The sequence below is a fragment of the Halobacillus sp. Cin3 genome (assembly GCF_947311855.1).
In the GTDB taxonomy this organism is placed as follows: domain Bacteria; phylum Bacillota; class Bacilli; order Bacillales; family Halobacillaceae; genus Halobacillus; species Halobacillus kuroshimensis.
Genome location: NZ_CAMZMV010000002.1, coordinates 108379 through 134914 on the forward strand (window position 1 = coordinate 108379; position 26536 = coordinate 134914).

The 26536-nt window shown below is 46.0% G+C and carries 26 protein-coding genes and 1 other RNA gene; 14 read left to right on the top strand and 13 right to left on the bottom strand.

Going from position 1 to position 26536, the window contains the following annotated elements:
* Positions 1-42 precede the first annotated feature (42 nt).
* On the bottom strand, positions 43-1395 hold the full coding sequence (locus tag QMA39_RS08705) for a 6-phospho-alpha-glucosidase (RefSeq protein ID WP_027956378.1): 1353 nt from the start codon (positions 1393-1395) through the stop codon (positions 43-45).
* 150 nt (positions 1396-1545) lie between these two features.
* Here QMA39_RS08705 and QMA39_RS08710 point away from each other — a divergent pair, with 150 nt between their 5' ends.
* The 3 genes from QMA39_RS08710 to QMA39_RS08720 all read left to right on the top strand — a co-directional run bounded on the left by QMA39_RS08710 (position 1546) and on the right by QMA39_RS08720 (position 3293).
* A complete protein-coding gene (locus QMA39_RS08710) occupies positions 1546-2256 on the top strand; it encodes a GntR family transcriptional regulator (protein ID WP_206933539.1) in 711 nt (236 codons plus the stop codon).
* Between the two features lie 171 nt (positions 2257-2427).
* On the top strand, positions 2428-2769 hold the full coding sequence (locus QMA39_RS08715; protein WP_206933538.1) for a PadR family transcriptional regulator: 342 nt from the start codon (positions 2428-2430) through the stop codon (positions 2767-2769).
* Positions 2766-3293, top strand: coding sequence for a DUF2812 domain-containing protein (locus QMA39_RS08720; RefSeq protein WP_206933537.1), 528 nt, complete (start codon positions 2766-2768; stop codon positions 3291-3293). The genes QMA39_RS08715 and QMA39_RS08720 overlap by 4 nt, the downstream gene beginning before the upstream one ends.
* An 88-nt stretch (positions 3294-3381) precedes the next feature.
* Here the strand turns inward: QMA39_RS08720 and QMA39_RS08725 are convergent, their stop codons facing one another.
* A complete protein-coding gene (locus QMA39_RS08725) occupies positions 3382-4359 on the bottom strand; it encodes a zinc-binding dehydrogenase (RefSeq protein ID WP_206933536.1) in 978 nt (325 codons plus the stop codon).
* Between the two features lie 156 nt (positions 4360-4515).
* The gene (locus QMA39_RS08730; protein ID WP_281658433.1) at positions 4516-5109 is read right to left on the bottom strand and encodes a YpjP family protein; all 594 of its coding nucleotides are present in this window, start codon (positions 5107-5109) and stop codon (positions 4516-4518) included.
* Positions 5110-5309: 200 nt separating this feature from the next.
* Between QMA39_RS08730 and QMA39_RS08735 the strand changes: the two genes are divergently transcribed.
* The 3 genes from QMA39_RS08735 (at position 5310) to QMA39_RS08745 (ending at position 7489) form a co-directional block, all read left to right on the top strand.
* On the top strand, positions 5310-5930 hold the full coding sequence (locus QMA39_RS08735; RefSeq protein ID WP_281658434.1) for a spore coat protein: 621 nt from the start codon (positions 5310-5312) through the stop codon (positions 5928-5930).
* 126 nt (positions 5931-6056) lie between these two features.
* Positions 6057-6680 (top strand): LysE family transporter, encoded by a 624-nt coding sequence (locus QMA39_RS08740; RefSeq protein ID WP_027956371.1) that lies wholly within the window; start codon positions 6057-6059, stop codon positions 6678-6680.
* A gap of 62 nt (positions 6681-6742) precedes the next feature.
* Positions 6743-7489: a YqcI/YcgG family protein gene (locus QMA39_RS08745; RefSeq protein WP_281658435.1), complete on the top strand. Its 747-nt coding sequence runs from the start codon at positions 6743-6745 to the stop codon at positions 7487-7489.
* Here QMA39_RS08745 and QMA39_RS08750 read toward each other — a convergent pair.
* Positions 7478-8797: an amino acid permease gene (locus QMA39_RS08750; RefSeq protein WP_281658436.1), complete on the bottom strand. Its 1320-nt coding sequence runs from the start codon at positions 8795-8797 to the stop codon at positions 7478-7480. The two genes, QMA39_RS08745 and QMA39_RS08750, sit on opposite strands and share 12 nt — an antisense overlap.
* Before the next feature lie 230 nt (positions 8798-9027).
* On the opposite strand from QMA39_RS08750, the gene QMA39_RS08755 reads away from it, so the two are divergent.
* On the top strand, positions 9028-9861 hold the full coding sequence (locus QMA39_RS08755; RefSeq protein WP_281658437.1) for an arginine deiminase family protein: 834 nt from the start codon (positions 9028-9030) through the stop codon (positions 9859-9861).
* A gap of 49 nt (positions 9862-9910) precedes the next feature.
* Here QMA39_RS08755 and QMA39_RS08760 read toward each other — a convergent pair whose 3' ends face one another.
* Complete coding sequence (locus tag QMA39_RS08760) at positions 9911-13063, bottom strand: efflux RND transporter permease subunit (protein WP_281658438.1); 3153 nt, start codon at positions 13061-13063, stop codon at positions 9911-9913.
* 106 nt (positions 13064-13169) lie between these two features.
* Here QMA39_RS08760 and QMA39_RS08765 point away from each other — a divergent pair, with 106 nt between their 5' ends.
* A complete protein-coding gene (locus QMA39_RS08765; protein WP_027956366.1) occupies positions 13170-14015 on the top strand; it encodes a TetR/AcrR family transcriptional regulator in 846 nt (281 codons plus the stop codon).
* A gap of 35 nt (positions 14016-14050) precedes the next feature.
* Here QMA39_RS08765 and QMA39_RS08770 read toward each other — a convergent pair whose 3' ends face one another.
* The 5 genes from QMA39_RS08770 to smpB all read right to left on the bottom strand — a co-directional run bounded on the left by QMA39_RS08770 (position 14051) and on the right by smpB (position 16790).
* Complete coding sequence (locus QMA39_RS08770; protein WP_156896522.1) at positions 14051-14203, bottom strand: hypothetical protein; 153 nt, start codon at positions 14201-14203, stop codon at positions 14051-14053.
* Between the two features lie 27 nt (positions 14204-14230).
* Entirely contained in the window at positions 14231-14881 is a 651-nt protein-coding gene (locus QMA39_RS08775; RefSeq protein WP_281658439.1) for a GTP pyrophosphokinase family protein, read from the bottom strand.
* Complete coding sequence (locus tag QMA39_RS08780; protein WP_281658440.1) at positions 14878-15309, bottom strand: DUF5392 family protein; 432 nt, start codon at positions 15307-15309, stop codon at positions 14878-14880. Before QMA39_RS08780 ends, QMA39_RS08775 begins: the two co-directional genes overlap by 4 nt.
* A gap of 556 nt (positions 15310-15865) precedes the next feature.
* Positions 15866-16228: a transfer-messenger RNA gene (ssrA, locus tag QMA39_RS08785) on the bottom strand.
* Between the two features lie 97 nt (positions 16229-16325).
* Positions 16326-16790: an SsrA-binding protein SmpB gene (gene smpB / locus QMA39_RS08790; RefSeq protein ID WP_027956362.1), complete on the bottom strand. Its 465-nt coding sequence runs from the start codon at positions 16788-16790 to the stop codon at positions 16326-16328.
* Positions 16791-16949: 159 nt separating this feature from the next.
* Here smpB and QMA39_RS08795 point away from each other — a divergent pair, with 159 nt between their 5' ends.
* On the top strand, positions 16950-17822 hold the full coding sequence (locus QMA39_RS08795; RefSeq protein ID WP_281658441.1) for an N-acetyltransferase: 873 nt from the start codon (positions 16950-16952) through the stop codon (positions 17820-17822).
* 72 nt (positions 17823-17894) lie between these two features.
* The gene (locus QMA39_RS08800) at positions 17895-18314 is read left to right on the top strand and encodes a hypothetical protein (RefSeq protein WP_027956360.1); all 420 of its coding nucleotides are present in this window, start codon (positions 17895-17897) and stop codon (positions 18312-18314) included.
* Between the two features lie 482 nt (positions 18315-18796).
* Here QMA39_RS08800 and rnr read toward each other — a convergent pair whose 3' ends face one another.
* The 3 genes from rnr to secG all read right to left on the bottom strand — a co-directional run bounded on the left by rnr (position 18797) and on the right by secG (position 22430).
* The gene (gene rnr, locus QMA39_RS08805; protein ID WP_281658442.1) at positions 18797-21085 is read right to left on the bottom strand and encodes a ribonuclease R; all 2289 of its coding nucleotides are present in this window, start codon (positions 21083-21085) and stop codon (positions 18797-18799) included.
* A 36-nt stretch (positions 21086-21121) separates the two neighbouring features.
* Positions 21122-21865: an alpha/beta fold hydrolase gene (locus tag QMA39_RS08810; RefSeq protein ID WP_281658443.1), complete on the bottom strand. Its 744-nt coding sequence runs from the start codon at positions 21863-21865 to the stop codon at positions 21122-21124.
* A gap of 334 nt (positions 21866-22199) precedes the next feature.
* Entirely contained in the window at positions 22200-22430 is a 231-nt protein-coding gene (gene secG / locus QMA39_RS08815; protein ID WP_027956357.1) for a preprotein translocase subunit SecG, read from the bottom strand.
* Between the two features lie 204 nt (positions 22431-22634).
* Between secG and QMA39_RS08820 the strand changes: the two genes are divergently transcribed.
* The 4 genes from QMA39_RS08820 to QMA39_RS08835 are packed head-to-tail and all read left to right on the top strand — an operon-like array spanning position 22635 to position 26535.
* Positions 22635-23384, top strand: coding sequence for a DeoR/GlpR family DNA-binding transcription regulator (locus QMA39_RS08820; RefSeq protein WP_206933515.1), 750 nt, complete (start codon positions 22635-22637; stop codon positions 23382-23384).
* Positions 23381-24295 (top strand): 1-phosphofructokinase, encoded by a 915-nt coding sequence (pfkB, locus tag QMA39_RS08825; RefSeq protein ID WP_281658444.1) that lies wholly within the window; start codon positions 23381-23383, stop codon positions 24293-24295. The genes QMA39_RS08820 and pfkB overlap by 4 nt, the downstream gene beginning before the upstream one ends.
* Before the next feature lie 14 nt (positions 24296-24309).
* The gene (locus QMA39_RS08830; RefSeq protein ID WP_281658445.1) at positions 24310-26211 is read left to right on the top strand and encodes a fructose-specific PTS transporter subunit EIIC; all 1902 of its coding nucleotides are present in this window, start codon (positions 24310-24312) and stop codon (positions 26209-26211) included.
* Positions 26212-26268: 57 nt separating this feature from the next.
* A complete protein-coding gene (locus QMA39_RS08835) occupies positions 26269-26535 on the top strand; it encodes a phosphocarrier protein HPr (protein WP_027956353.1) in 267 nt (88 codons plus the stop codon).
* The last annotated feature ends 1 nt before the right edge of the window (position 26536 follow it).

Genomic DNA, 26536 nt, shown 5'->3' on the forward strand with positions numbered 1-26536 from the left:
TAATGGCTGAAGCAGCCCCGGAATGGGCCGGGGACGCCTCTATTATTTGGATGTAACAAGCTGCTTGCTTCGATGAAGCTCCGGCCAGTAACTCTGATTGGATTCGATCATATCATCGAGAATTTGGCGGGCACGAGGGGCATCGACTACGGTGCGGTTTAAAGTCAGAGCTTGTAACGCTTTTTCATAACTGTTCTCATAGTAAGCGTCTACGACGAGCTTCTCATAACCGAGCTGTCCTTCAATGAGCCCTTTGTAGAAAGTAGAAATATGTCCCACAGCAAATGGCTTCGGTCCACGATTCGTAATCATAGCCGGGACTTCTACCATCGCATCATCTGGAAGATTGGCGATCGTTCCGTTGTTTTCGACCATGACAATAAAGATGTCTCCATTATTGTAAGCCATGGATGCAGCCACTCGAATCATATAACGTCCGTGAATGTCGACTTCTAATTCCACATTGTCCGTTGTACCATCAGCGATGATTTGATCAGCCAGTGTATGCACTCGTTTTTCACGACCATTGATTACTTGGCGGGCACGGGTGTTTGCCGGATCTTCCTTCTCGACCATCTGGGTTGGGTAAAGGTAATACTGCAAGTACGTGTTGGGGAGAAACTCTGGAAAATCAGTGACCATCTGCTCCACCTGTTTAAACGTTTTAATCCAGGACGGGTCGTTTGCAATCTCCGCATCCTCAGGGATGAAACCATCTTCAGTGATGGCACGCTTAATGGTGTCTGTATGATCATTTCCGTCTTTATCAGAAATTCTTGTAAACCAGCCGAAATGGTTAAGTCCGAAGTATTCCGGTACTAAGTCAAAGACATCTTTCCCAAGAATCCCAGCGTAACTAACCATAATCGCTGCAGGCATGTCGCAGATGTTCAGGAGTTTTTTGTCATCCGGGAATTCCCGGCGCAGCGCTTCCGCTACAATAGCAGCCGGGTTCGTATAGTTTAAAATCCACGCATCAGGAGAATAGTGGCGGATGTCCTGCACGAGTTCAATCATGTCTCTGATGGAACGCAGTCCATAAGCCATCCCCCCCGGCCCACATGTTTCCTGACCAACAGCTCCATACTGAAGAGGAATCTGTTCATCTTTCTCACGCATAGCCAATCCGCCAGTACGGATCTGGACAAAAACAAAATCAGCATTTTTCAGGGCTTCTGTTTTGTCCGTTGTATAGTGAAAGCTCTCCAGCTCTGGATATTTATCGCGCAGGATAATTTCAGAGGCTTTAGCGATCTTTTCCTGCCGCTCTGCATTCGTGTCATAAAAAGTAATCGTTTTCAATGGAAATTGTTCTTTTTCAGCAATAAGACTCATGATCATTCCGATTGTATACGTGCTTCCTCCACCTACAACAACAAGGTTCTGTTTTTTCATATGACTCGACCTCCATTAAAGGTATTATATTTGTATTAAAGTTAACTTAATATGAATATAATACATATTATTGAAAGCGTCAACAATTGTATCGTAAATTCATTTCATTTTCGTTATAATAGAACCATTGAAGGAACAGGAGGAATACGTATGGCCGCACCTTTGTATCGAAGGATTGCCCAGCAGATTAAAGAAGAAATAGAAAGTGGTCAATGGGAAGCCGGAGAGGCCATTCCAACAGAACTTCACTTATCCGAGCGTTATGACGCTTCTAGAGTAACGGTCCGCCAGGCAGTAAAAAGGCTGGTAGAAGAAGGACTCCTTGAAAAAGTTCAAGGGAGTGGAACGTATGTCAAGGAACAGAAAATTGAACATAACATCTTCGAATTGATTAGTTTCACGGAAGAAATGCGGAGTCTTGGGAAAGAGCCTGTCAATAAAGTCATTCACTTTCAGTTAATTGAACCAGAACCTCATGTACGCAGGTATCTTAATTTAGAGGAAGCGGAAAAAGTATTTTATGTAAGGAGGCAGAGACTGGTAGATGGCATTCCTTATGTTTTGGAGGATACATACTTACCTGTATCTCTTTTTCCCAACCTTTCTTACGGCATCATGATTGGATCAAAATACGATTACATCGAAAAAGAAGTTGGAATGAAAATAAAAGACAGCTTTCAGGAAGTGATCCCTGTGCTTCCCACCCCTGATGTCGCCGAAGCGTTGACAGTGGAAGAATCGATGCCGATCCTAAAAATACAATCCTATAGTCTTTTTATGGATGGTACGGTTTTCGAATACAGTGAAAACCACTTTAAAAGTGACGAATATAAGTTCACATTACGAGCCTCCAGACCTTGAGATGGTACAGCTCGTCCCCTGGCAAGCAGCCTCATAGGAGGCTGCTTGCTTTTTTATGGGTTTCACTTTGTCAGTCCTCCAAAATATTAAGGAGGACTCATTGACGTATATATCAATAAACGATATAGTATATTTAATGATATATCATTAAATGATACAAGGAGGGTGGAAATGGGAAGAAATGATGCACTGGAAACAGGAGAATTAACGGATACATCATTCTACATTTTATTGTCACTCGTAGAAGCCAGGCACGGGTATTTAATCATGCAGAATATAGAAAAATTAACAGACGGTGCGTTTACGATAGGCCCCGCTTCTATGTATACAACGATTAAGAAACTGGTAGAGGCTGGTTGTATTGAACTGTATGGAAGCGGCACCGGAAAGAAGAAGACATACATCGCCACTGATCAAGGATTAAAACTCCTGGAAAAAGATATCAAACGAAGGCAGCAGATGATTGAACACGCCAGACAGGTACTGAATACGAAAGGGGATCAAACAGGATGAAGAAAAAATATATCATGTCACAAGGGCTTGCTTTAGGAGAGGAAAAAGATATGGAAAAGCTGAAATCCTACGCAGCACAGGGCTGGATGTTGGATGCGTTTGCCCCTTTTGGTTTCTGGTTGAAAAAAAGCAGGAAGCAGAACCTTATTTTTGCTGTCGACTACTGCCACAATCCGGATGAAGAATATTTCGCTTACTTTGAAGCTGCAGGTTGGACACCTGTCTGCAGCGCAGGCAGCCATATCCATATATTTTCAGCACCTGCGGGAACGGAACCCATTTACTCAGATTACGAATCCACTTTCAATAAATACGCGGGAGAAAAAAAGAAATGCGGGAGGATCGCACTCCCGGCACTCATTGCTACCATGTTCCTTTCCTTTTTAAGTCAAATAAACTCCATGCCGTTTTTATTAACTGAAATGTTCATTTATACAGGGTTTGCCGCCATAATCATTCTGATATTTTCGGGTATGCCTTATTTAGGGTATACATATAAATTAAAAAAACTAAAGGAAGGGTAACTTCTTCTGATCATAATAGGCGGTACGTCATCGTTACGAGTTCATTTTTCAATATAAAAGCCTGCGCGGTATCCGCGCAGGCTTTCTTTTATTTCAATACAGCTACAATCTTGCCTTTCACATGCCGTTCTGAAAGCCGGACAAGGGCCTCCGGCACTTCTTCAAGCGAAATGGTTTCCTCCACAAGTGGAGAGACTTTCCCCTCTTTCACCAGTTTCAGCAAGTCATCTCCGATAACGGCAAGATCTTTCTGGGACTGGAAGTCTGCCTTATGGGCGGCTGCCAGAGCAATTTCATGATAAGAGACGACCGTTGTGAATGGTTTAACCTTCTTAAAATCAGGAGCTCCTGCAATGTACACCAGATGTCCCATAAACGCAGTATAATCGAGTGAGGCTGTTGCATTTTCGCTGCTCACCGCATCGACAACAGCATCAACCCCCCGGCCATCGGTAACCTCCATGACTCTCTCATACACATCTTCATTCCTATAGTCGATGGCATAATCCGCTCCCAGGGATAATACATAATCGTGGTTGGAAGAGGAAGCTGTCGTTAAGACCGTTTTCCCGGCTGCTTTAGCCAGCTGGATACCAAATCCGCCTACCCCGCCGGCACCGGCATGAATAAGGATGGTCTGTATCTGATCCAGCGGAAGCTTACGGTGAATGGCTTGATAAGCTGTATATCCCGCCGTAGGAAGAGCAGCCGCTTCGGTAAAGCTTACTTCGTCAGGGATTTTTGATGCAGTATGAGCCTGAATGACCGCATACTCTGCAAATCCGCCCTTTTTGGTTAAGTCCCCGTGATACACGACACGATCGCCGATTTCAAATGAGGAAACGTCCGAACCCTTGTCTGTTACAATCCCTGCTGTATCAAGACCGAGGATATGGGGATACTCCCAGCTGGGATTCCCATTCCCTGCCGTTTTGTAATCCACGGGGTTCAGTCCCGCCGCATGAACTTCAACGACAATTTCCCCGTTTCCGGCAGTTGGTTTTTCGATTTCCTCTACCTGCATTTCCTGCCAATCACGCTCTTCATGTAAAAGCAATGCTTTCATGATTTCCCTCTCCTTTTTTATCCAAGTCTTTATTGTCCATATTAATAAGAGAAACCTCCCGTGACAAGAAGGTACTTTTTAGTAACATACTTACCACTTAGTAACTATGTAAAACCGGACAACAAAAAAAGACAGTCATATACGACTGTCTTCTGTTCAGGACATCCACTTCGGAGGAGTATTCTTCTCCCAGTAGATTTCACCAATTTCATGGTGTTTCACATACCCATCTTCTTTTAAGTGGTAATGAAAATTAAACCAGTACCCTTCTCCGGGGCGTTTATCTCTCCGTACGTGGAAACGGGCAATTTCTTCACCCGTGTGTCCATTATATAAATTGAACATTCTCTCCCCATATCCAGGTGCAGGATCTTCAGTGATTTTCATATAGGGAACGTGCGCTTCGTCCATGTTGGATAAGAGGTCGACCATGACGTTTTCCATTTCAGGAAAAATCACTTCCGACAACTCATCGTCCACTTTATCCATAATCCTCGGTCCCATTTTGGCCTCTGTCCGGGCAAAGGCCTCCTCCGTTATTGAACGGAAAGGATCTTCTTCGTCTTCTGTAAGAACATCCGGCAGAATCTGCTGGTCATCCTCCGCCACGGAAGGTTCATTCAGGTGACCGGCGTCCGTGATCTCCTTCTTTTCAGCGGCTTCTGTATCCACATGGGCCGGCGGAACGTACAGACCGAGTGTTAATACAGAAATAAGTACGACAAATATCCTTCTCATGAGTGGCTTCATTCTGTCGGTCTCCCTTGTTTATATGCTGTCTTTATTGTATCACGATTTCCTTCAAAATCCACGACCTCACACTCCCCGTAATAAAATAGTAATGAAGGCAGTCAGGTAAAACATCCTTGTTTCATTCCATCTTTTGAAATACATGAGGAGGGAAGATACGGGCAACCTTAAGATGTACGAAGTTACGAGGAGGAATAAGGATGAAACAACAAAATATGAATCAGCAGCAGGGGGCGCAGATGCCACCAACTCACATGAACCCGAATCACGGCGGTCATGAACTTTTTGATGCCCATGAGGTCATTGCAGGCTTAATCAACCTACTGGATCAATACCAAATGTACAGCCAGCATATTCAAGACCCGGAACTCCAATCCATTCAACAGCGCCAGCACGCTTTTGTCACCCAGATGTATAATACAATTGTCCAGAGTTTCAGTAGTGGCCAGGACCCTGCACAGGCGACGCAGCAGTATAAAATGCAGCAGAGCAATGAAGTGGTTTACGGAGTGAAGCCTGGTCAGCCGAAAAAACCGAACCAGTCTGTCAGCGAACTGGCTGACAAAGGTCTGTCTGCCTATATGCTTGGACAGACGAAGGGACTTGCAACGCTTCTGGCTATGACCGCCCTGGAAATGACCAACCCGGTTCTCCGGCGCGTCATCGCAGACAGCGTACCGAATTTTATTGAGATGAGCTATGAGATTTTCCTTTATCAAAACAAACACGGCTATTACCAGGTACCTCAGCTTCAGCAGCAGGATATGAACCTGATGCTGCAAAGCTACACCACCGTGCCTAACGGAAACATGCCCCATTAACAAAAAAACAGGCAGCCGATTCCGGCGGCCTGTTTTTTTGTCCATCCTCGATTTTCAGTCAAGGTCCTTCCACAATGTTCATATTTATGTAGTATAGAGACAAGTTCTACATACAAGGAGGCATTTATGTTTTTTAGTTACATTCTGCTGGGCCTGTCGTTATCCGCCCCCGTCGGTCCTATCAATGCGGCTCAATTGGATAAAGGCATCCGTTATGGCTTCTTTCATGCCTGGCTCGTCGGCGTCGGAGCCATGGCTGCAGACGGATTGTTTATGCTGCTCATTTATTTTGGTCTCGCTGATTACGTACAGATTCCGCTCATCAAAACCTTTTTGTGGTCGTTCGGTGCTTTTGTTCTTATTTATACAGGTGTAGAAAGTATCGCAGGAGCGAAGAATACGGCTGCCCAACGCTCTGCCCCTTCAAAAGGCTCCCGGGGGAGATCATTCCGGACAGGCTTTTTCATGGCTTTATCCAATCCCTTGAACATTTTATTCTGGGTTGGCATTTACGGCTCCATCCTCGCAGAAATATCCTCCACGTACGAGGAGACCCAGCTCCTTATTTATAGTGGAGGTATCTTTATCGGTATCATGATCTGGGATATTACGATGGCCGCAGCCGCTTCGGGAGCACGGAAATGGCTGACCACCCGCCTTCTTTCTTCCATCTCAATCCTTTCAGGGATCATTTTAATAGGATTCGGTCTATACTTCGGTGTTCAGGCTGTACAGATGTTGATGGGATAGACAGTCACCCATTCTCTCCCTCCTCCATAGGATATGGATGTAACTACAGGAGGGAGATTTTGATGCTTTACACAAAAGAAGAGATAGAAAACCCGAAGACTGCACTGGAAACCTGGCAGGAGCGTTCCTTTACAGCGTTTGGTGACATAATGACAAGCAGGGACCATGCCTACCCCTGCGTCCCGGGCATCCAAGGGTACACGAACGGGATGCTGCGTTTTGGTTTTCTTGAAGACCCACGTAGTTCCTCCGCTTCTGAGCAACTGGGGGAACTCCTGAAAAGCTACGGTGAAGTTTCCCGGCAGACAGGCAGCTACACATCCCTTGTCGTCTTCTGTGATACAAGGGCGCTGTTGAAAGATCAGCTTGAAATCAAGGACTACGAGAATGTGTTCTGGTCCCTGCTCAATCAAACCCACGCTCTTGACGAGAAAGAATGGCCTGAGGATATCTCGCAGGATCCCGAAGATCCTTCCTGGGAATTCTGTTTTCATGGAGAGCCTTATTTCGCCTTTTGCGCCACCCCCGCCCATACAAAAAGAAACAGCCGGTGTTTTCCTTCCTTGCTGCTTGCCTTTCAGCCAAGATGGGTGTTTGAAAATATCAATGATTCGACGACCTACGGACGGCGCCTTAAAAATGTCATCCGGAAACGCCTGCTTGACTATGATGATCTCCCCGCCCATCCAGCCTTAAAATGGTACGGTCAGGAAGATAATCATGAATGGGAGCAGTATTTTCTACGTGATGATGATACTTCTTTACCCCAATGTCCATTCCTGGCCAAAACCAGGAGCCTACGCCCCTGATTCAGGGGCTTCCTTCAATTTGATCCATGTCGCAAGGGCAATGACGGCTAAAAAAGCAAGACTTACAAAAAAACCGATCCTTGTCATAGAATCCATCAGTGTTCCACTGACGGCCAGACCTAAAAACAACAGTCCCGTCCACACGCACAAGCCATCCCTGAACCCTTTTCCCATGAGTTTACGGTAGGAAAGCAGGATAAACGCCCAGTTATATAAAAGCATCAAACCTGCTGCCGTCGTCACATATTCGAACAGTCTGTCCGGTAAAAGAACAGCCAGAATAATGGACAGGACGACGACTAAAATGGTTAGGATAAAAGCTGGTTTCGATACCTTTCCTTCTTCCTTCTGGATAAAGAGGGCAGGTGCATCCCCTTCTTCACTTAAAGCCATGATCATTGTTGTGACCGCATACAGAGAAGCCGCCATCGTGGAAAAGCCGGCAATGATTAGGACAGCGTTGAAAATATGCGGCACCAAGGGGAGCGAATAGCCGGTAAGAGCGGTTAGAAACGGACTTTCATCGGTCGTTATTTTTTCAATCGACGTCAATGTAACCACGAAATAAAAAGCCGCCATATACACCACGGTTAATACGATGAGCATCAACGTGCCTGATTTAGGGGCATCCTTTGGATCTTTCAACTCCCCTGCCATCAATCCCATCACTTCAATCCCCCCAAAAGCGTAAAACGCATAAAGCAGGGCCACCCACAAACCGGTCCAGCCTTTTTCAAAAAAGTTATGGAATACACCGGCCGCATCGGCCGTACCACCCGAACGGTCAATCACCCCCGTCAAAGCTAAAGCGGCAATGATAATAAACATGAGAATAGCGGATATTTTAATGATTCCGAACATGTTTTCCATCTGCTCCACTTTGCGCACACCAAGCCAGATGACAAGGAGACCTAAAAGGGCGAACACAAGAGCAAACACCCACAATGGAAGCTTCGGAAACCAAAATTGGGCAAAGATGGCCAGAGCTGTGAGCTGACTGCCCATAATCAACATTTCACACGACCAGTACACCCACCCGTTGCTGAACCCTGCCCATGATCCGAAGGCCTGTTTGGCGTACGTACGAAACGATCCTTTTTCAGGGTGTGCCGCCGTCAGGGCAGCAAGGCAGCGGAAAACGATATACGTCCCGATCCCAGCAGCAAGGTAGACAATAATAACAGGTGGGCCTGCTTTTGATATGGCTATGCTGGAACCTAGAAAAAAACCTGTTCCAATAATGCATCCAATTCCTATAAACGACATCTGCCACCATGTTAGTGTTCCCTGGGTACTTTCCTTCTTCACAGCCGCTTCCCTCCTTTTTATCTAGTTTGATGTGAAGCGGAGGTTTTATGTAAATCGTTCCTGGAATGTCTTTCGTCATTTCGGAAAACGTAAGAAGGAATGAACGAGGAAGGAACGTGACCCGGATGCTCATACACCCTTTTTGTTGTAATGAATATGACGAATTAAAAAAAGTGATTATGTGTTCACCTTCTAAGACCAGGATTCCCACCCAGGCAGCAGCCGATGATGTGCAATGGGAAAAGCCCGTGAACCCTGATAAAACGACCGCGGCTTTTCAAGAGATGACAGAAGCCATGACCAGGGAAGGCGTGGAGGTCATTGATTATTCCGGCCATCTCCCTGAGCCTGATCAAGCCTTTCATGCCCGTTTGATCAATCGGGTTTTTGTGAGGGATCTCGCCTGTGCTTTTGGTACGCTCGTCGTTCCCGGTGAAGCCGGCATATCCATGAGAAGACCGGAATACCTGTATGCCCACAAACTTTTTGAAAACTGGTTCCCTGAAGACCGTTTCTCACTTCAAGCTAATAATGAGACCAATGCCCTTGAGTTTGGTGATGTTCTCGTTCTAAGTAAAGAGGCGGTTTTTATCAACACAGGACTTCGGACGAGCTTTGAAAGTGTCCTGAAGCTGCTGCCGCTCCTATGGCAGGAAGGGTTTTCTGAAGTCGGTGTGATTGATCTTCCAAGACGTGGGGATACGATGCATATGGATATGAACTGCAATGTGGCAGCACCTGATCTGCTTATTGCGAAAAGCTATATGAAGTATTTTCCAGTTCAAGTTTTCACAGCCAAAGAGAGCACGTATATGATGATGGATGATTTCATTACCCGTCATGGATACGATATTTTCTGGACAGATGAGATCCATCACACCGTTGCCGATATTAACTTCCTGAATGTAAACCCTGAAACACTCCTGGTGAGCACGAAAGCCCATAAAAAAGTCCTTCACCATGAGAAATTAAAGAAGAAAAACATTATCCGCGTCGATGTGGATGAGCTGGAAAATGGCGGAGGCGGCATCCGCTGCATGACCCTCCCGGTAGAACGCAGGTAACGGCTCCACCTAAAAAAAGACTCCACGGAAACCGTGGAGTCTTACCTGATTATGATGCTTTTTTCTTTTTACCAATCTTACTGAGCATTTCGTACACAACCGGTACAATCAGCAGTGTTAACAATGTGGAGCTTGCAAGACCGCCGATCACGGTAATTCCGAGTCCTTTACTGATGATCGAGCCGCCTTCAAAGCCGAGGGCTAATGGAAGCAGTGCTCCGATTGTTGCCAGAGCTGTCATCAATATTGGGCGAATACGTGTCATTCCTGCATCAAGCAGCGCTTCACGTGTAGAGAAGCCATCTTTTTCTCTTTGAATGACTCGGTCAATCAATACAATTCCGTTCGTTACGACGATACCAATGAGCATAAGAGCCCCGATCATAGCCGAGATACTTAACGTTTCTCCGCCAATCAGTAAGCCGACTACTGCTCCGATAATCGTAAATGGAAGAGAGAACAGAATCGCAAATGGCGCAAGCGCACCTTCAAAGAAGATGACCAGCACAACATACACAATAGCGATGGCTGCCAGCATCGCTAATCCAAGCTGACTGAAGGACTCGTTAATATCCTCCGTTACACCACCGATGGACAGGTCAATGGAAGCCGGGTGATCAATCTGATCCAGCTCTTCCTGAACACTTGCAGATACAGATCCGATATCATCCGTCGTCGTCTTGGCACTGACACTTGCATACACCTGGCCGTTCCGGCGGCTGATCGTATCTTCAGTCGTGCCTTCTTCAACTTCTACGACTTCACTGATCGGCACAGATGTACCTAGTGGTGACTGGATTTCCTTATCGGTTAAATCATCAATATTACTGTAATTGTCCTGCTCTACTTCCAGGTACACCTGAAGTTCTTCTCCATCTTCCTGAATAGTGGTGATTTCTGTACGTTCACCATTGGAACTGAGCTCCATTCCCAATTGACCCGCTGTCAAACCGAGCTGGCTCATTTTTTCCTGGTCGGCAACCAGTGTATATTCCTCATACGATTCAGAAAGAGAGGAGGAAGCGTCTTTCAATTCATCCTGATCTTCAAGCAGTGTTTGTACTTCTTCTACATATGGCTTGATTTCATCCGTATTATCACCAAAGACTTGAACTTCAATTTCATTGCTGGATCCTGTGGAGGAGAAGTCCTGACTTGCCCATTCCCCTTCATCCGTCATCGCTTTCAAGTCTTCGAGCACCTGTTCTTTTTCTGATTCAAAGTTTTCTGTTTCGCTGTCATATTCAACGAAGAAGGCTGCCTGATTGGAGGCCCCTGGATTCATCGGATTTTCTCCACCGACAGAATATTGAATCGTCTGCACATTGTCCCGGCCGTCAAAGTACTCATGGGCTTCGGAAGCAATCTCTTCAACATCTTCAATCGTCTGACCCGGTGCCGGGCTGTACGTCGGCATGACCATCTTCTGTTCTTCTGAAGGAAGGAAGCTGACCCCCACAAGAGGGATAAGAGCAATACTTCCAACGAGAATAGCTACAGCTACTAGAGAAGTAATAATCTTATGGTTTAACACACGGTTTAATACAGAGCGGTACCATTTCGCAATTTTACCAGGGCCTTCCTGGTGTCCCTTTTGAGCTCTTTCTTTCGTAAGAAGGGAATGAGACATCATCGGCACGATCGTAACAGCAACCACTAGAGAAGCAAGGAGTGCAAATACGACCGTCAAGGCGAATGGCAGGAATACCTGACCGACGACACCTTCAACCAATCCAAGCGGTAGGAATACCGCAATCGTTACAATGGTTGAAGAAAGAATCGGCATAAACATTTCTTTCGTAGCCGCTCGAACTAAGGCCTTCCCTTCAAGTTCTTCGTCTTTCAGCGCCATCCGCCTGTATATGTTCTCTACAACAACAATGGAATCATCCACAACCCGGCCGATAGCCACAGTCATGGCACCGAGTGTCATAATGTTCAAGGTAATGTCCATCTGATTCAATATAAGAATCGCAATCAACAGTGATAATGGAATGGACACAACAGAAATCAGTGTTGTTCTAAAGTTACGGAGGAACAACAGAATGACAAGAATGGCAAACAATCCACCGAACAACGCTTTGTTCAGCATTGTACTTACAGATTCTTCAATCGGTTCTCCCTGGTCAAAGGAGTAGATAAACTCAAGACCATCTAAATCACTTTCAAGATCTTCGGTCGTTTCCTTCACAAGATTCACCACGTCCACAGTGTTTGCTTCCTGTGATTTTACAATTTGAATGGAGATGGATTCCTCCCCATTGGTTCTTGAAATCGATTCCGTCTGTCCAACAATCTCGAGGTCTGCAATGTCCTGAAGCTGAACAGTTGGGATCCCCTCGGCCTGCTGAGCCTGAGCATCGGCTGCCCCTTGCTGAGCTGCAGCGGCATCACCCTGCTGCCCCTGTGCTGCTCCTGCCGCCTGCTGACTTTGAGCAGAGGACGAATCACTCTGGGATGGAATCGCAGGAATTTCAAGCTGTTTCAAATCTTCAAGGGAAGACACATTGCCGTCAATCATGACAGACTTCTGTGTATCATCAAAGGTGTAAAGCCCGAGCGGGAACGTCACGTTTGATCCTTGTATGATATTCTTTACAGTCTGCTGATCCATGCCTCTTTCAGCCAGCGCTTCCTCATTAAAGGACATCTGCACTTCCTGGACCTGCTGCCCGGATATTTGTACGTCTGCCACACCTTCCAGACCTTCCAGCTGTGGTTTAATCGAATCTTCAACCTCAGCAGTCAGTTCTTCAAGGCTCTGTCCTTCGCTGATCACACTCATACTTAAGACTGGAAAAGCATTGAAGTTAATCCGGGACACATCCGGTTCCTGCACATCATCCGGAAGCGTAACCGAATCCACAGCTTCCTGCAGTTCATCCTCAGCTTCATCTAAATCCTTGCTGTATCCATACTCCAGCTGGATATTTGAAGCGTTTTGGAAAGAACTCGAACTTACCGTTTTTACTCCACTTAAATTTTGAACCTGCTGTTCCAACGGTTCCGAAACCTCTCCGGCTACTTCGGCTGGAGTAGCACCAGGGTATACCGTTGTTACGGTAATGATCGGCGGTTCAATATCAGGAATGGTTTCCAATTTCATATTCAAGCCCGAATAGAGCCCTGCTGCTGTTATAATAATAGTCATTAACCAGACAGCAAACTTATTGTTCATTGAAAAATCAATGATCTTCTTCACTTTATATTCTCCCCCTCTAATTGACTAATCGGTCATCACGCTCTACAATATACATGACCGGTCAGTCACCAGTCAAGTGTTACACTATTTGAAAGGTGCTATCTATATGGATCAGAAAAAACTTAACATCATCGAGACTTCTATAAAATTATTCGCTAAAAAAGGATTCAGCTCTACATCCGTTCAAGAAATCGCAAAGGCAGCCAATATTTCCAAGGGAGCGTTTTATCTTCACTTTGATACAAAGGATGACCTTCTTTACGAATTGTTCGAACATTACTGGAGGCGGATGCAGAAGAGAATCAATGAAGTATCTTCCACCCCTATGCCGCCAAAGGAAAAATTCATCCATCAATTGAAGGTGTCCATGGAGGAAGTGGCGGACCACCGTGAATTCATCATCATGCAGGTGCGCGAGCAGGTGATCCCGTTCAACGATATGATTGAGAATTTAATCAGACGGATGCGCTATCATTCCGTGTTGTTCTACCGCAATCATATCCTTGCCATTTACGGGCCCGGGGCGGAACCCTACGCCTGGGAAGCGAGCCTGACCGTCCAAAGCCTATTCAAAACTTACATGGACCTTATGATCATGGATAAAATGGAGTTCAGTCTTTTGAAGGTTGCGGAGTCAATAGCCAACAAAATGGACGCCATTATGGAAGGTTTTGAAAGCGGCCATGACTGCCCTGTCATAACAGATGAAGTCATTAAACGGGTCATCCCTGAAAATTACCAGTTCAACCAGTTCGAAGACATCGTCTTCCAGCTTCAAGAAATTTATGACCAGAGGGATGATGTGGATTTGAAAGATACAGCAGACATTCTTCTTCAGGAGTTGAAATCCGATGCACCGAGACCAGCCGTTATAAAAGGAATGGTCTTTAACCTGGAAAGATATGATGAATATATAGATCTTTCCACACAAATCCGCGCCCATTATATGTAGAGAAGCAAGCCGCCGTTCAAGGCGGCTTTTTCTTATCAATGAAAGGCATTTTTCCATTTCGGTACATCCAGGTCCAGCAGCGGCTTCACCTCTTTTTTCTTTTTTGACGTCACTTGTATGTTCACGCCCTGACTTCTAAGACGGCTGATAAACGCGTCCCGCTTCTTATTGACCGTGCGCTTCTCCATCTTTGCCCACCCCACCTTTTTCATTGGTTAAACGTGTGACGCTTCCAGCAGATCCACTTCTTTTTTCAATCCGCTCATCTTGTCATCCAGCGCATGGACGGTTTCCGCAGCCTTCAACAGCTCTCCAGCGAGATGATCGGGGACGCTTTTTTCATATTTGTAGTACAGCTTATGCTCGATACCTGCCCAGAAATCCATCGCTACCGTTCTGATTTGAACTTCAACTTTGACCATCTCCGTTCGATTGGATAAAAACACAGGGACTTCCAAAATAAGGTGGAGGCTTTTATAGCCGTTCGGTTTTGGGTTTTCGATGTAGTCTTTCACCTCAATCACATGGATATCATCCTGCTGATCAAGCATGTCATAGATCTTATAGATATCAGAAACAAAGGAGCAGATGATCCGGATCCCCGCGATATCCTGAACATATTCCCGGGCATTTTCCTTAGTAGGATCACAGCCTTTTCTTTTCAGCTTTTCTGTAATGCCGGCAGGGTCCTTCACTCTCGACTTTAAATGCTCAATAGGGTTATGGTTATACATGTATTTAAACTCTTCGTTAAGAATTTTCAACTTTGTGTTGATTTCATCCAGACCAAATTTATACAAGATCAAAAGGTCCTTCCACTCTCCTATGTGCAGCTTTGTCATTTCTACGACCTCTTCTTTATTCATTCGCCCGACCACTCTCTTTCTGCTTCGAGAAATTCTGCAAACACTTTAACGGATTGGTTCGGATTTTTTTCCAGTTCTGTTTTGAATCGGTTGAGTCTGATCGGATTCATCCCTGCTGCCTTATCCATCCGCTCTTTCATATAACTGACCATCATTTCCTGCACTTCTTTCAATAGAACCTTCACTTCTTTTTGAAGAGCTAAAGCCACAGCCCCCGCGGCACTAAACAGAAGAACCGGGACGACCGCCATCGTTTCAGTGAAGAAGACAAGGCTGATGATATTAAACACAGCCATCGGGAGCATAAATAGAGAAACAAGCGAATACCTCCGCATTTTCTTCGTTTTTGGTTCTGTAATTTTTTCCATTTTCTCAAATTCCTTAGACATATACGTCGGCATGGAAACTTTCATGGATTGTAAGTTCACTCTGTTCCTCTCCTTTTAAAGAAATAAAAAACGACCTGTACAAGGTACAGATCGTTTCAGACAAAAGGGGACCTGTACCATAGTGGTAAGGTCTTGCTAACAGCATCTGCTGCCGATAAAGCCGAGAGACAAGTCTCTGTAATGACGACGTTACCGTAAAAGCTACTCCCCTTAGAAGGACGTTATATGATTATGACTCTATCATACACACAAGTGACCAAGTAGTCAACAGATAGCCATCCAGTTTCAGTTGGAGGACATTTTGACTGATCGGTCATCGCATCATTTATAAACTGCGTATAATTATACACCCACATCTTCAACACAGGCATAAGCACCCTTCAGAACTTGAAATGGAGACTCTCTTCCCTAAAGTATCCTCTTCACAAACAAGATTTCTCCTTCAGAGACACGCACCTGCAAAAAAACACACCGGCCACCCAAACGTTTAGAGAGCCGTTATAGCGAATGACTCACAAGCATATTTGTTAAAAGTCATGAATCTCACTGAAGACGCTTTCTTTTTTTCTCATAAAAAAACCACCAATATATGTATTGGTGGAGACGGTGGGAGTCGAACCCACGTCCGGAGATATCGGCACCCGGGCTTCTACGAGCGTAGTTGATATATTTATAGTTCACTGTCTCTTCAGCCTATCAACAGGCTTCCAAGCAGCTAGCCTGTTTAGTCTCTTCGTTTTTCCTCAGGCGGTGGAAAAACGCGTAGCCCACTTCAGTTTGAGACCCTTCATCCAGCACATGGGCGATGCCGGGAAGGATCAGCTATAGACTACTTACGCAGCTACAGCTAGGTTTTCGTTAGATTCGCCAGTTATATTTAGGCAAATGACGGTTTACGAGGCGTCACTCGACTCGCGACCCGGGCTCGACCTATCCCCGTCGAATCCGTAACGTCCCCGTTAGGATTAAAGAGAACAGCCAAGCTGTCGTCTTGCTTGTCGAATTAACGACAATAATTATTATAGCATATTAAAATATTTTTTCAAGGGGGGTGCTTACTTCAAGCTTTCCTTGATTGCGCGGTCGATTTCCCGCTTCTGTTGTTTCTGCTTCAAATCTTCACGCTTGTCATATTTCTTCTTCCCTTTACCGAGGCCGATTAAAACTTTAGCGACGCCGTTTTTAATATAAACCTTCAACGGAACAAGGGAATAGCCTTTCTGCTGGGTCTGTCCAATCAACTGGTTGATTTCCTTGCGGTGCAGCAGAAGCTTACGCGCCCGTGTTGGATCATGGTTGAAAATATTCCCCTGTTCATATGGAGAAATGTGCATGTTATGCAGATATACTTCTCCTTTATGAATACGGGCGAAGCTGTCCTTTAAGTTCAACCGTCCGTTACGGATCGATTTGATTTCTGTCCCCTGCAGAACCACACCTGCTTCAAATGTTTCTTCTATCGTGTAGTCATGGCGGGCTTTTTTATTCTGAGCCAACGTCTTTCCATTTCCTCTAGGCATAGTGACTTCCTCCTCTGTTACGTCCCTTTATTGTACCACGCCGACTTCTTTGATTCCAACGGATAACCTATTGGTGAAAGCGGGTGCCTCTCCATAGACTTCCTCATTGAAATTGTGAGAATATAAAGTTGGAAATAGAAGAAGAAAGGAGCAGAACCGATGAATCAGGTACTCCAGGTCAAAACGCTGACCGTGGATGATATATACAGCCTTCAGGCGATGGAAACAGGCATTGAGGACGATTACGTCGTCCGGATTTTTGAGCGCCTTGTCACCTCTGAAGACCATAGACTGTTCGGCTTATTCCATGACAAACAGATGCTGTCTGTGGCCGGTTACAGCTTATTTGGAAGAAAGCAGTTTGCCATGCTGGGGAGGCTCCGCAGTGATCAGCGGTTCCTGGCTAAAGGCCACGCCACCTACCTTCTCTCCGCCATCATTAACGAATTAAACACTTCCTCCGGCATTCGCTGGCTGGGTGCGAATACACACATCGGAAACCTTCCGGCAAGGAGGGTCCTTGGAAAGCTCGGGCTTGATCAAGGTCCTGTAAGCCATTACCTTACCTTAAAGCGGCCGGATTTTTTGACTGGACACACCAAAGGGAGAGTGTGGAGGGCGGTTCACACTCTGGAAGAGAAGCGGAAGCTCCTTCAGGCGGTAAAAAGCAACGCTCTCGGCACCTTCCCTTATGAATGTTATTATCCCTTCCCATATGATGAAGCCTTTTTCACTGATCAATACCTCGGCGACTCTTCTTTCTATATCAGTCCCGACCACCAGCGGTTCATCATCATCAAAAATGACACAAAGAAATACGACTACTCCCACGTTAAATATTTCTGGGATGATCATTATGAACAACCCGGCTTTTTCGAAACGGTCCTTGAGCATTGGGGGCAGAACCCCGGCAATGCTGGATGCTGGATCGACTTTTCACCCCTGGGATTTAAAAACATCCCTGACCTGACTCCCTATGATGTGCAGGATCCTTGGATCTTATATGGACAATGGGTGAAAACTTCATTCTAACGGTTGACAGGAAGCGTTTGCAGTCTATAAAATCCATAAGGTGAAAATTTCCACGAGAAAGGACTTATTGCAATGGACTTTATGAAAGCCGCGCAAATGTTAGATGAAGGTCATGCTTTGAAACGTCATTCCTGGAAGAACCCTGGATATATTACGAAGGATAAAGAAGGCGTCATTGTCTTTTTTGATCATAACGAACCATCTGTGTATCAACTTACTGCTGAAGATGCACTGGCATCTGATTGGGAATCATCCGTAAAAGATAACTGGATGATTGTTTCTGTCTCCCACGACCGCGAATTGATGGAAGGGAAATTGTTCATTTCCTATCACATCCGTTCTGAAAATGAAGGCCACATTTTGAACAACCACATTGTTCCGCAGGAGGAACTCTCTCTATGGTCCACCTATGTGGATCTGGACCTTGAAGAGTCTGCCCGCCACTTAAACGAAAAAGATGTTGCCATTGTTCAGCACACATTAAGTGCCTAAACAAAAGACACGCCCTCCGGCGCGTCTTTACAGCTTGTAGAGAAACCTCTGTTTCTTTACAAGCTTTTTCTTTTTTACCGCCAGGAGCGAAAGCCCCTTGGGCGTTCTTCTAGTTCGCAAAAGACTCTCCTTCACCCAGCTCACCCTCGCTGGAAGGAGGACAATCTTTTTCATATTTTGGCAGGAAGCCGTCATCAGCGCCTGTTCCTTCCCTTATTCTTTTCCACTCAAGCAACAATAGCTCAGCTCATGCCGTTCTTTTGAATCTGCGCTCAACATTTTCTTTTGCATATGACACGTCTATTTCACTCTATAAATGCCTACGTCGGCGTGAAGAGCGTTCGGTGGTGACGCCTGCGGGATCAGCATTCACCGATAAGCGGAACGTGCCCCCTCACCACAACATCCGGCCGATTCCAACTGAATAACACGGACTTTTTTACATTCTGAAAAGACGCGCCCTCCGGCGCGTCTTTTGTTATCTATTTCTTTTTCTTACGTCCTTTTTTAGGAACGCCTTTGTTTCTATAGAAAGGTTTGTTCCCTTTCTGTTTGTTTTTCTTTTTCTCTTTTTTCCGGTCGGGACCTTTGGATTCAATCTTCTTCGGACGTTCCGGACGCTTCCGCTCTTTACGCGGCTTCATCCCGTCAATTTCAAAGTCAACGACTCTTTCCTCAATATTGACGTTGGTAACACGGATGGTGACTTCATCACCGATCCGGAACACATTTCCAGTCCGTTCCCCGATCATCGCATACTGCTTCTCATGGAAGTGGTAATAGTCATCAGTCAATGTACTGACGTGGACAAGACCTTCCACCGTGTTCGGCAGCTCGACGAACATGCCGAAGCTGGTGACAGAACTGATGACACCTTCATACTCCTCACCGACTTTATCCTGCATGTATTCGGCTTTTTTCAGGTCATCGGTTTCACGCTCGGCATCAACGGCCGCACGCTCCATTTCCGAAGAGTGGCGGGCGATTTCAGGCATCTGGTCTTTCCAATGCTTCCGCGTTTTGTAATCCACCTTTTTCTCTACCAGATACGTCCGGATTAACCGGTGGACGATCAAGTCAGGGTAACGGCGGATCGGGGAAGTGAAGTGCGTATAATAATCTGTAGCAAGTCCGAAGTGCCCAAGTCCCTGCGGATCATATTTCGCCTGCTGCATGGAGCGGAGCATCAGTTTGGATATAATCATATCCTCCTGCGTACCTTTCACTTCTTCCAGCACCTTCTGCAGCGCTTGAGGGTGGACACTGTCCGCCGTTCCTTTTACGACGTAGCCCATATTGGCTACAAAGTCGAAGAACGTCTGCAGCTTATCCTCAGCCGGCTCCTGGTGGATACGGTGGATGAATGGGACTTCCATCCAGTGGAAGTGTTCAGCAACCGTTTCGTTCGCTGCAAGCATGAATTCCTCAATGAGACGTTCTGCTACTGAACGCTCACGCAGGCGCACATCAACGGCTTTTCCTTCCTCATCTACGACAACACCCGCTTCTTTGAAGTCAAAATCAATCGCGCCGCGGTCCATCCGTTTACCACGGAGAATCGAAGCAAGGTTTTCCATGTTTTGGAACATCGGAACAAGATCTTTATACTTTTCCATTAAGGCAGGATCTTCGTTCGTTAAGATTTCGTTGACATCTTTATAAGTCATACGCTCGTTTGTTTTGATTACGCTTTGGAAAATCTCATGGGAAACAACTTCCCCTTTTGGACTGATTTCCATTTCACAGGAAAGAGTGAGACGGTCCACCTGAGGGTTGAGTGAGCAGATGCCGTTGGACAGCCTGTGAGGAATCATCGGAATAACCCGGTCAACGAGGTACACACTTGTAGCACGCTGTCTGGCTTCCTGATCAATCGCAGAGCCTTCACCGACGTAATAGGTTACATCCGCAATGTGGACACCAAGATGATAATTCCCGTTATCCAGCTGCTTCACCGCAACGGCGTCATCGAGGTCCTTCGCATCGGCCCCGTCAATCGTTACAATCGTCTCGTCCCGCAGATCTCTGCGGTTCTTGATTTCGTCCTCGCTGATCTGGTCAGGCGTTTCTGCTGCCTGCTCCAGAACTTCGTTTGGAAAATCAATTTTTATCCCGTGTTTATGAATGATTGAAAGAATGTCAATTCCCGGATCATTTTTGTGCCCGAGGATTTCTACAATCTCTCCTTCGGCGCTCATCCGATCCTCAGGAAACTTGGTAATATTCACAATAACCTTGTGACCGTCTACAGCTCCGTTGTTCTGGGATTTAGGAATGAAGATATCATTGGGAATCCGCTTATCATCCGCGATGACAAAGCCAAAGTTGCGGCTGGACTCATACGTACCCACGACTCTTGTCGTAGCCCTTTCCAATATACGGATGACGGCACCTTCAGGGCGCGATCCGTCTTCCTTCCGTTTTTCAATACGGACGAAGACTTTATCATTGTTCATCGCTGAATGAAGGTCGGAATGGTGAATATAAACGTCGTCGCTGTCTTCATCATCAGGAATCAGAAAAGCGAACCCCTTCGCATGCATTTGAATGCGGCCGCGAATCAGGTTCATTTTTTCCGGAAGTCCAAAACGGTTCTTCCTCGTTTGGACAAGCTCTCCTTCTTCTTCCAATTCATTTAAGGATTTCATCAATACTTTAAATTCCTCAGAGCTTCCAAGTTCCATCGTATCCTGCAATTCCTGCACAGATAGAGGCTTCGAAGCGGTTTCTTTAAATAAGTTTAAAATCTGTTGTTTTAATTCAGTCGTCAATTGCCTTACCTCCTTTTGAGTGAAGGACCAGACGCGTCAGGACCAGTCAAGAGAATTCAGGAACTGCAGGATATCTTCATGCAGTTCTTCTTTTTCCTTGTCCATCGTAATGACATGTCCGGAATTTTCGTACCATTTGATTTGTTTATCGTCTGTTTCTACCTCTTCGTATATATAATCGGCACTGCTTGTATTGATCATATCATCCTGTGTTCCCTGTACCACGAAGGTCGGCGTATAAATTTGATCAATGTTGTCGTGTACTTCATTAATTAATCCGCCAAGTTCCGTGAACATTTCCTTCGATTCATCAAGCAGTTCCTGGATTTCCTTTTCAATGGTCTCTTCATCTTTTCCTTCCAGCTGCTTATACTGACGTGCTTTGAATTCGAACGTTTTCGTCAGCTGTTTTTCGTTATCGAAGAAAACAGGGGAACACATCGTGACCAGACCTTTGACTGGAGCGGAATAGGCGGTTTTCAGTCCCAGGACCCCGCCAAGAGACAATCCTGCCACAGCGATTTCCTTATATCCGAGTTCCCTCAAGTGGTTCAACGCTTCCTGTACATCGTTCCACCAGTCCTCAGGTCTTGCATCAAGCAGAGCTTCAAACTCTCTGCCATGACCGGCATAAATAGGGGCATGGGTGGTGTACCCGTGCTTCTGTAAAAACCGGCCCAGCATGCGCACATCGGCAGAGTGGCCGGTGAATCCATGTAATAATAATACCGCACGGTCTCCTCCCTCAAACGTAAATGGCTGAGGTTGTTTGATCTTCATGTTCATTCTCTCCTTACTTCATCTATGTCCTATATTGATAAATTTCATTCTTTTCAGCAATGTATTCTATTTTACCAAAATTACACCGCCCTGGCACATTCTGCGTATCCGTCTCCCGGAAGGATTAAACCTATGATCAGATTTCCCATCTGGTTCCCACAACAAACCTCTGCATTTCGGAACGGGATTGAACCAACGATCAGCAGAGAACCCACGCAGACCTTCCAGGGAATTATGTAGAAAAAATCAGCTGCATCCATATATCTTCCCTGATAAAAAAAGAAAAACCACGCATTGTATAAACGCGTGGTTTTTAACGTTCAGCTGTCATCCATTAAACGATATAGCCTGTAAGGAAAGCCAAAACGAAGAACAGGACTCCGGTTACAACGGTCGATCTATGCAGAACAGCATCGATTCCGCGGGCTTTCTGCTTTCCGAACAACTGCTCAGCTCCACCGGAAATAGCTCCGGACAACCCTGCACTCTTTCCGGATTGCAGTAGTACTAAAACGATAAGTGCGATTGTATCTATGGTCAGCAAAGTGATAACAAGTGTTTCCATGATGTTCGAACACCTCCTAAAGACGTACAAATAACTATTTTAAATGTAGCATAAAAGCCGAAAGCCGGCAAGAACATCCCGTTTCCTTTAATAGAAAGCTTATGATTGGTGTTGATGTTTTTTGATTGTTTTTGAAAGAATATGCTTGTTTTTTGAAAGGGCTTTCTTTATAATACAAGTATAAAGACCAAGGAGATGACTCCAATGCTTACACCTGAAAGACACGAGCGGATATTAGAAACAGTCAAAAACAATCAGACCGCATCCATTAAACAGCTCGTCGATGTTACTCAGGCGTCAGAGTCAACCATCCGCCGCGACCTTGATGAATTGGAAAGACAAGGTCACCTGCGGCGTGTCCACGGCGGAGCATCGATCAAGCAGTCTGCTGCCGATGAACCAGCCATGAAGGACAAGCAGACGAAACTCCAAGAGGAAAAGCGGGCCATCGCTTCCTATGCCGCTTCTTTCGTTAAAGATGGTGATTCGATTTTTGTTGACGCTGGTTCGACAACTTACGAAATGATTCCTTTTCTAAAACAGAAGGATATTATCGTGGTAACCAACGGCCTGGATCACCTGCTGGCTCTTACGGACCATGGCATTCGAACGTATGTACTCGGTGGGCTGGTGAAATCCCGCACCGGGGCTGTTGTAGGAGCAGGAGCTTTACAAAATCTCAAGCAGTACCGATTTGACAACTGCTTTATGGGGGTCAACGGGATTACGCTGGAGGACGGCTTTACGACTCCGGATCCAGAGGAAGCAGCGATTAAACAGCGGACACTGCAGCTCTCGCGCGAACGTTTCATATTAGCCGATCATACCAAGTTCGGCGAAACGTCGTTCACCCAGTTCGCAGACATACATGAGGCAGATATTATTACAAATGATAACGGCACGACATACATGGACTATGCCGAAAAAACGAATATAAAGGTTGTGACAACATGATTTATACCTGCACGCTGAATCCATCCATCGATTACATCATGCATGTGGATTCATTTGAGGCTGGTGGATTAAACCGCGCCGGGCAGACATTTTTCTATCCTGGAGGAAAAGGCATCAATGTCTCCAGGGTCGTCAATCGGCTGGGTGTCCAATCCAGGGCTCTCGGTTTCATCGGTGGTTTCAGCGGTGACTTTATCAGCGATTTCCTTGACGAAGAAGGTGTCCAGCACCAGTTTATGAACACCGGTCAAAAAACAAGGGTGAACGTAAAACTGAAATCTGGAGACGAAACAGAAATCAACGGTCCGGGACCTGCCTTGGCTGAAGACATGCAGCAGGCACTGCTGGATCAGATTCAGCATTTGACCAGTGAGGACATCTTAGTCCTCGCGGGCAGCGTTCCTTCTTCTCTTCCGGGAGATTATTATGAAAAGATTACTACGATCTGCGAAAGAAATCATACAAAGGTGGTTCTCGATACATCAGGAGAAGCGTTGAAACAGATTCTGGGACAGACCTTGTTCCTCATGAAGCCGAACCATCATGAACTGGGGGATTTATTTAATGCAGAAATCAATACCCCTGAGGATGCAGCTTTATATGGGAAGAAACTGGTAGAACAAGGAGTCGAAAACGTGATCGTTTCCATGGGCGGCCAGGGAGCTGTATATGTGGGGCGGGAAGAACAATGGTATGCCAATGTTCCTGAAGGGACCGTCAAAAACTCAGTAGGAGCCGGTGATTCCGTCGTTGCGGGATTCCTCGCTGCCTATTCAGAAGGAAAGTCCATAGCAGAGGCCTTCCGATTCGGAGTCGCATCAGGGAGTGCTACAGCGTTTCAGGATGACCTTTGTCAGCAGGAGGATGTTCTTCAGCTGCTTGAGCAAATCAACGTATCACCAATTCAATAAAGGAGTGATTCGAAATGAGAATTACAGACTTGTTAACAGAAGAGACGATTGTCCTGAACATGTCCGCTTCTTCAAAGCCGGAAGCGATCGATGAATTAGTCGATAAGCTGGATGAGGCCGGCCGTTTAAACGACCGCGGTGGCTTTAAGAAAGCGATCGAAGATAGAGAAGGCCAGAGCACAACAGGGATTGGAGACGGCATTGCCATCCCGCACGCAAAAACAAACGCCGTGCAAAATCCCGCCATTGCATTCGGACGCTCACAGGAAGGCCTTGATTATGAGTCCCTTGATGGCCAGCCGACACATTTATTCTTTATGATTGCTGCTTCCGAGGGGGCAAACAACACGCACTTGGAAACACTCTCCCGTCTATCCTCTTTCTTGATGGATAATAAATTCCGTGAGCAGCTGGAAGTCGCTCAAACGAAAGAGGAAATCATTGCAGCAATTAATGCGAAAGAAGCCGAGGACGAAGAGCCTGAAGAGGAGGCCAATGATCAGCCTTCTGGAAAAATCCTGGCTGTCACCGCCTGTCCGACCGGAATTGCCCACACCTACATGGCTGCTGACAAGCTGAAAGCCACAGCGAAGGAAATGGGCGTACCGATTAAAGTACAGACGAACGGATCCAGCGGTGTAAAGAACCGTTTGACGAAAGAAGACATCGCTGACGCAGCAGCTATTATCGTAGCTGCTGACACAAAGGTGGATATGGAAGATTTCCAAGGGAAACATGTCATTGAAGTGCCTGTAGCCAAAGCGATTCACGAGCCGAAGGAACTGATCAACAAAGCCTTGAATCAGGATGCTCCTGTCTTTCAAGGAAGTGGAGGCGGCTCCAAGGAATCTTCCAGTGAAAAAGGTCAGCGGACAGGCTTTTACAAGCATTTAATGAATGGTGTATCCAACATGCTTCCATTCGTTGTCGGAGGCGGAATCCTGATTGCGATTTCCTTCTTCTGGGGAATCAACTCAGCCGATCCGAACAGTGCTGAATACAACCGCTTCGCTGAAATGCTCAGCATTATCGGCGGCGCCAATGCCTTCTTCCTGCTCGTCCCTGTACTGGCCGGCTTTATCGCATCCAGTATTGCGGACAGACCTGGTTTTGCTCCTGGTATGGTCGGTGGTTTGATTGCCATTACACAGACCGTCGAAGGTGCAGGGAATGGCTCCGGTTTCTTAGGTGGACTTATTGCTGGTTTCCTTGCTGGTTATTTAACACTTGGCGTGAAGAAAATGCTCGAAGGCCTGCCTGCTGTTATGGACGGCTTGAAAACAGTCCTGCTTTATCCTGTGTTCGCCATCTTCGGTACAGGTATGATTATGCTCTTGATCAACCCGGCTTTAACAAGCGTTTACACGTGGTTGTTTGATCTTCTGGATTCCATGAGCGGTTCCAACCTCGCTCTGCTCGGATTGATTGTGGGCGGCATGATGGCGGTCGATATGGGAGGCCCTGTCAACAAAGCGGCCTACACATTCGGCATTGCAGCGCTGGATGCTGGGAACTATACGTTTATTGCAGCTGCCATGGCTGGTGGAATGGTTCCACCACTTGCTATGGGACTTGCCACAACATTCTTCAAAAATAAATTCACGAAAGAAGAACGCGAAACAGGTAAGGCTGCTTACCCACTCGGTGCTTTCTTCATTACGGAAGGTGCGATTCCATTCGCAGCCGCCGATCCAGCTCGTGTCATTCCATCCATGGTTGCCGGAAGTGCGCTTGCAGGTATGCTGACAATGTTGTTCGGTATCGGTCTCCGCGCCCCGCACGGCGGTATTATCGTAGCTCCACTTGTTGAAGGTGGAGTCGGACAGATCCTTCTTTATCTACTGGCTATTATTGCCGGGTCAATTCTTTCTGCAATTGTCGTAGGATTCTTGAAAAAAGACCTCCGAAAGGCTTAAAATAAGAAAGTTAGGGTAATTCAATAACAACCAATTTTTATAAGGAGGATATCTACTATGGTAGAAAAAACTTTTACAATCACATCTGCTGATGGTGTACACGCTCGTCCTGCGACCGTTCTAGTCCAGAACGCCGGGAAGTACGAGTCTGATATTAATCTTCACTACAAAGAAAAATCCGTTAACCTGAAGTCCATCATGGGCATCATGAGCCTTGGGATTCCAGCTAATGCCGAAGTGAAAATCACGGCAGAAGGCAGTGACGAACAGGAAGCGATCGATCACTTGGAAACAACAATGAAGAATGAAAGCTTGGGGGAATAAC

Excerpts from the sequence above, each read along its gene's own strand:
- QMA39_RS08705 (WP_027956378.1), bottom strand. The coding sequence starts at position 1,395 with ATGAAAAAACAGAACCTTGTTGTTGTAGGTGGAGGAAGCACGTATACA.
- QMA39_RS08710 (WP_206933539.1), top strand. The coding sequence starts at position 1,546 with ATGGCCGCACCTTTGTATCGAAGGATTGCCCAGCAGATTAAAGAAGAA.
- QMA39_RS08715 (WP_206933538.1), top strand. The coding sequence starts at position 2,428 with ATGGGAAGAAATGATGCACTGGAAACAGGAGAATTAACGGATACATCA.
- QMA39_RS08720 (WP_206933537.1), top strand. The coding sequence starts at position 2,766 with ATGAAGAAAAAATATATCATGTCACAAGGGCTTGCTTTAGGAGAGGAA.
- QMA39_RS08725 (WP_206933536.1), bottom strand. The coding sequence starts at position 4,359 with ATGAAAGCATTGCTTTTACATGAAGAGCGTGATTGGCAGGAAATGCAG.
- QMA39_RS08730 (WP_281658433.1), bottom strand. The coding sequence starts at position 5,109 with ATGAAGCCACTCATGAGAAGGATATTTGTCGTACTTATTTCTGTATTA.
- QMA39_RS08735 (WP_281658434.1), top strand. The coding sequence starts at position 5,310 with ATGAAACAACAAAATATGAATCAGCAGCAGGGGGCGCAGATGCCACCA.
- QMA39_RS08740 (WP_027956371.1), top strand. The coding sequence starts at position 6,057 with ATGTTTTTTAGTTACATTCTGCTGGGCCTGTCGTTATCCGCCCCCGTC.
- QMA39_RS08745 (WP_281658435.1), top strand. The coding sequence starts at position 6,743 with ATGCTTTACACAAAAGAAGAGATAGAAAACCCGAAGACTGCACTGGAA.
- QMA39_RS08765 (WP_027956366.1), top strand. The coding sequence starts at position 13,170 with ATGGATCAGAAAAAACTTAACATCATCGAGACTTCTATAAAATTATTC.
- QMA39_RS08770 (WP_156896522.1), bottom strand. The coding sequence starts at position 14,203 with ATGGAGAAGCGCACGGTCAATAAGAAGCGGGACGCGTTTATCAGCCGT.
- QMA39_RS08775 (WP_281658439.1), bottom strand. The coding sequence starts at position 14,881 with ATGAATAAAGAAGAGGTCGTAGAAATGACAAAGCTGCACATAGGAGAG.
- smpB (WP_027956362.1), bottom strand. The coding sequence starts at position 16,790 with ATGCCTAGAGGAAATGGAAAGACGTTGGCTCAGAATAAAAAAGCCCGC.
- QMA39_RS08795 (WP_281658441.1), top strand. The coding sequence starts at position 16,950 with ATGAATCAGGTACTCCAGGTCAAAACGCTGACCGTGGATGATATATAC.
- QMA39_RS08800 (WP_027956360.1), top strand. The coding sequence starts at position 17,895 with ATGGACTTTATGAAAGCCGCGCAAATGTTAGATGAAGGTCATGCTTTG.
- QMA39_RS08810 (WP_281658443.1), bottom strand. The coding sequence starts at position 21,865 with ATGAAGATCAAACAACCTCAGCCATTTACGTTTGAGGGAGGAGACCGT.
- secG (WP_027956357.1), bottom strand. The coding sequence starts at position 22,430 with ATGGAAACACTTGTTATCACTTTGCTGACCATAGATACAATCGCACTT.
- QMA39_RS08820 (WP_206933515.1), top strand. The coding sequence starts at position 22,635 with ATGCTTACACCTGAAAGACACGAGCGGATATTAGAAACAGTCAAAAAC.
- pfkB (WP_281658444.1), top strand. The coding sequence starts at position 23,381 with ATGATTTATACCTGCACGCTGAATCCATCCATCGATTACATCATGCAT.
- QMA39_RS08830 (WP_281658445.1), top strand. The coding sequence starts at position 24,310 with ATGAGAATTACAGACTTGTTAACAGAAGAGACGATTGTCCTGAACATG.
- QMA39_RS08835 (WP_027956353.1), top strand. The coding sequence starts at position 26,269 with ATGGTAGAAAAAACTTTTACAATCACATCTGCTGATGGTGTACACGCT.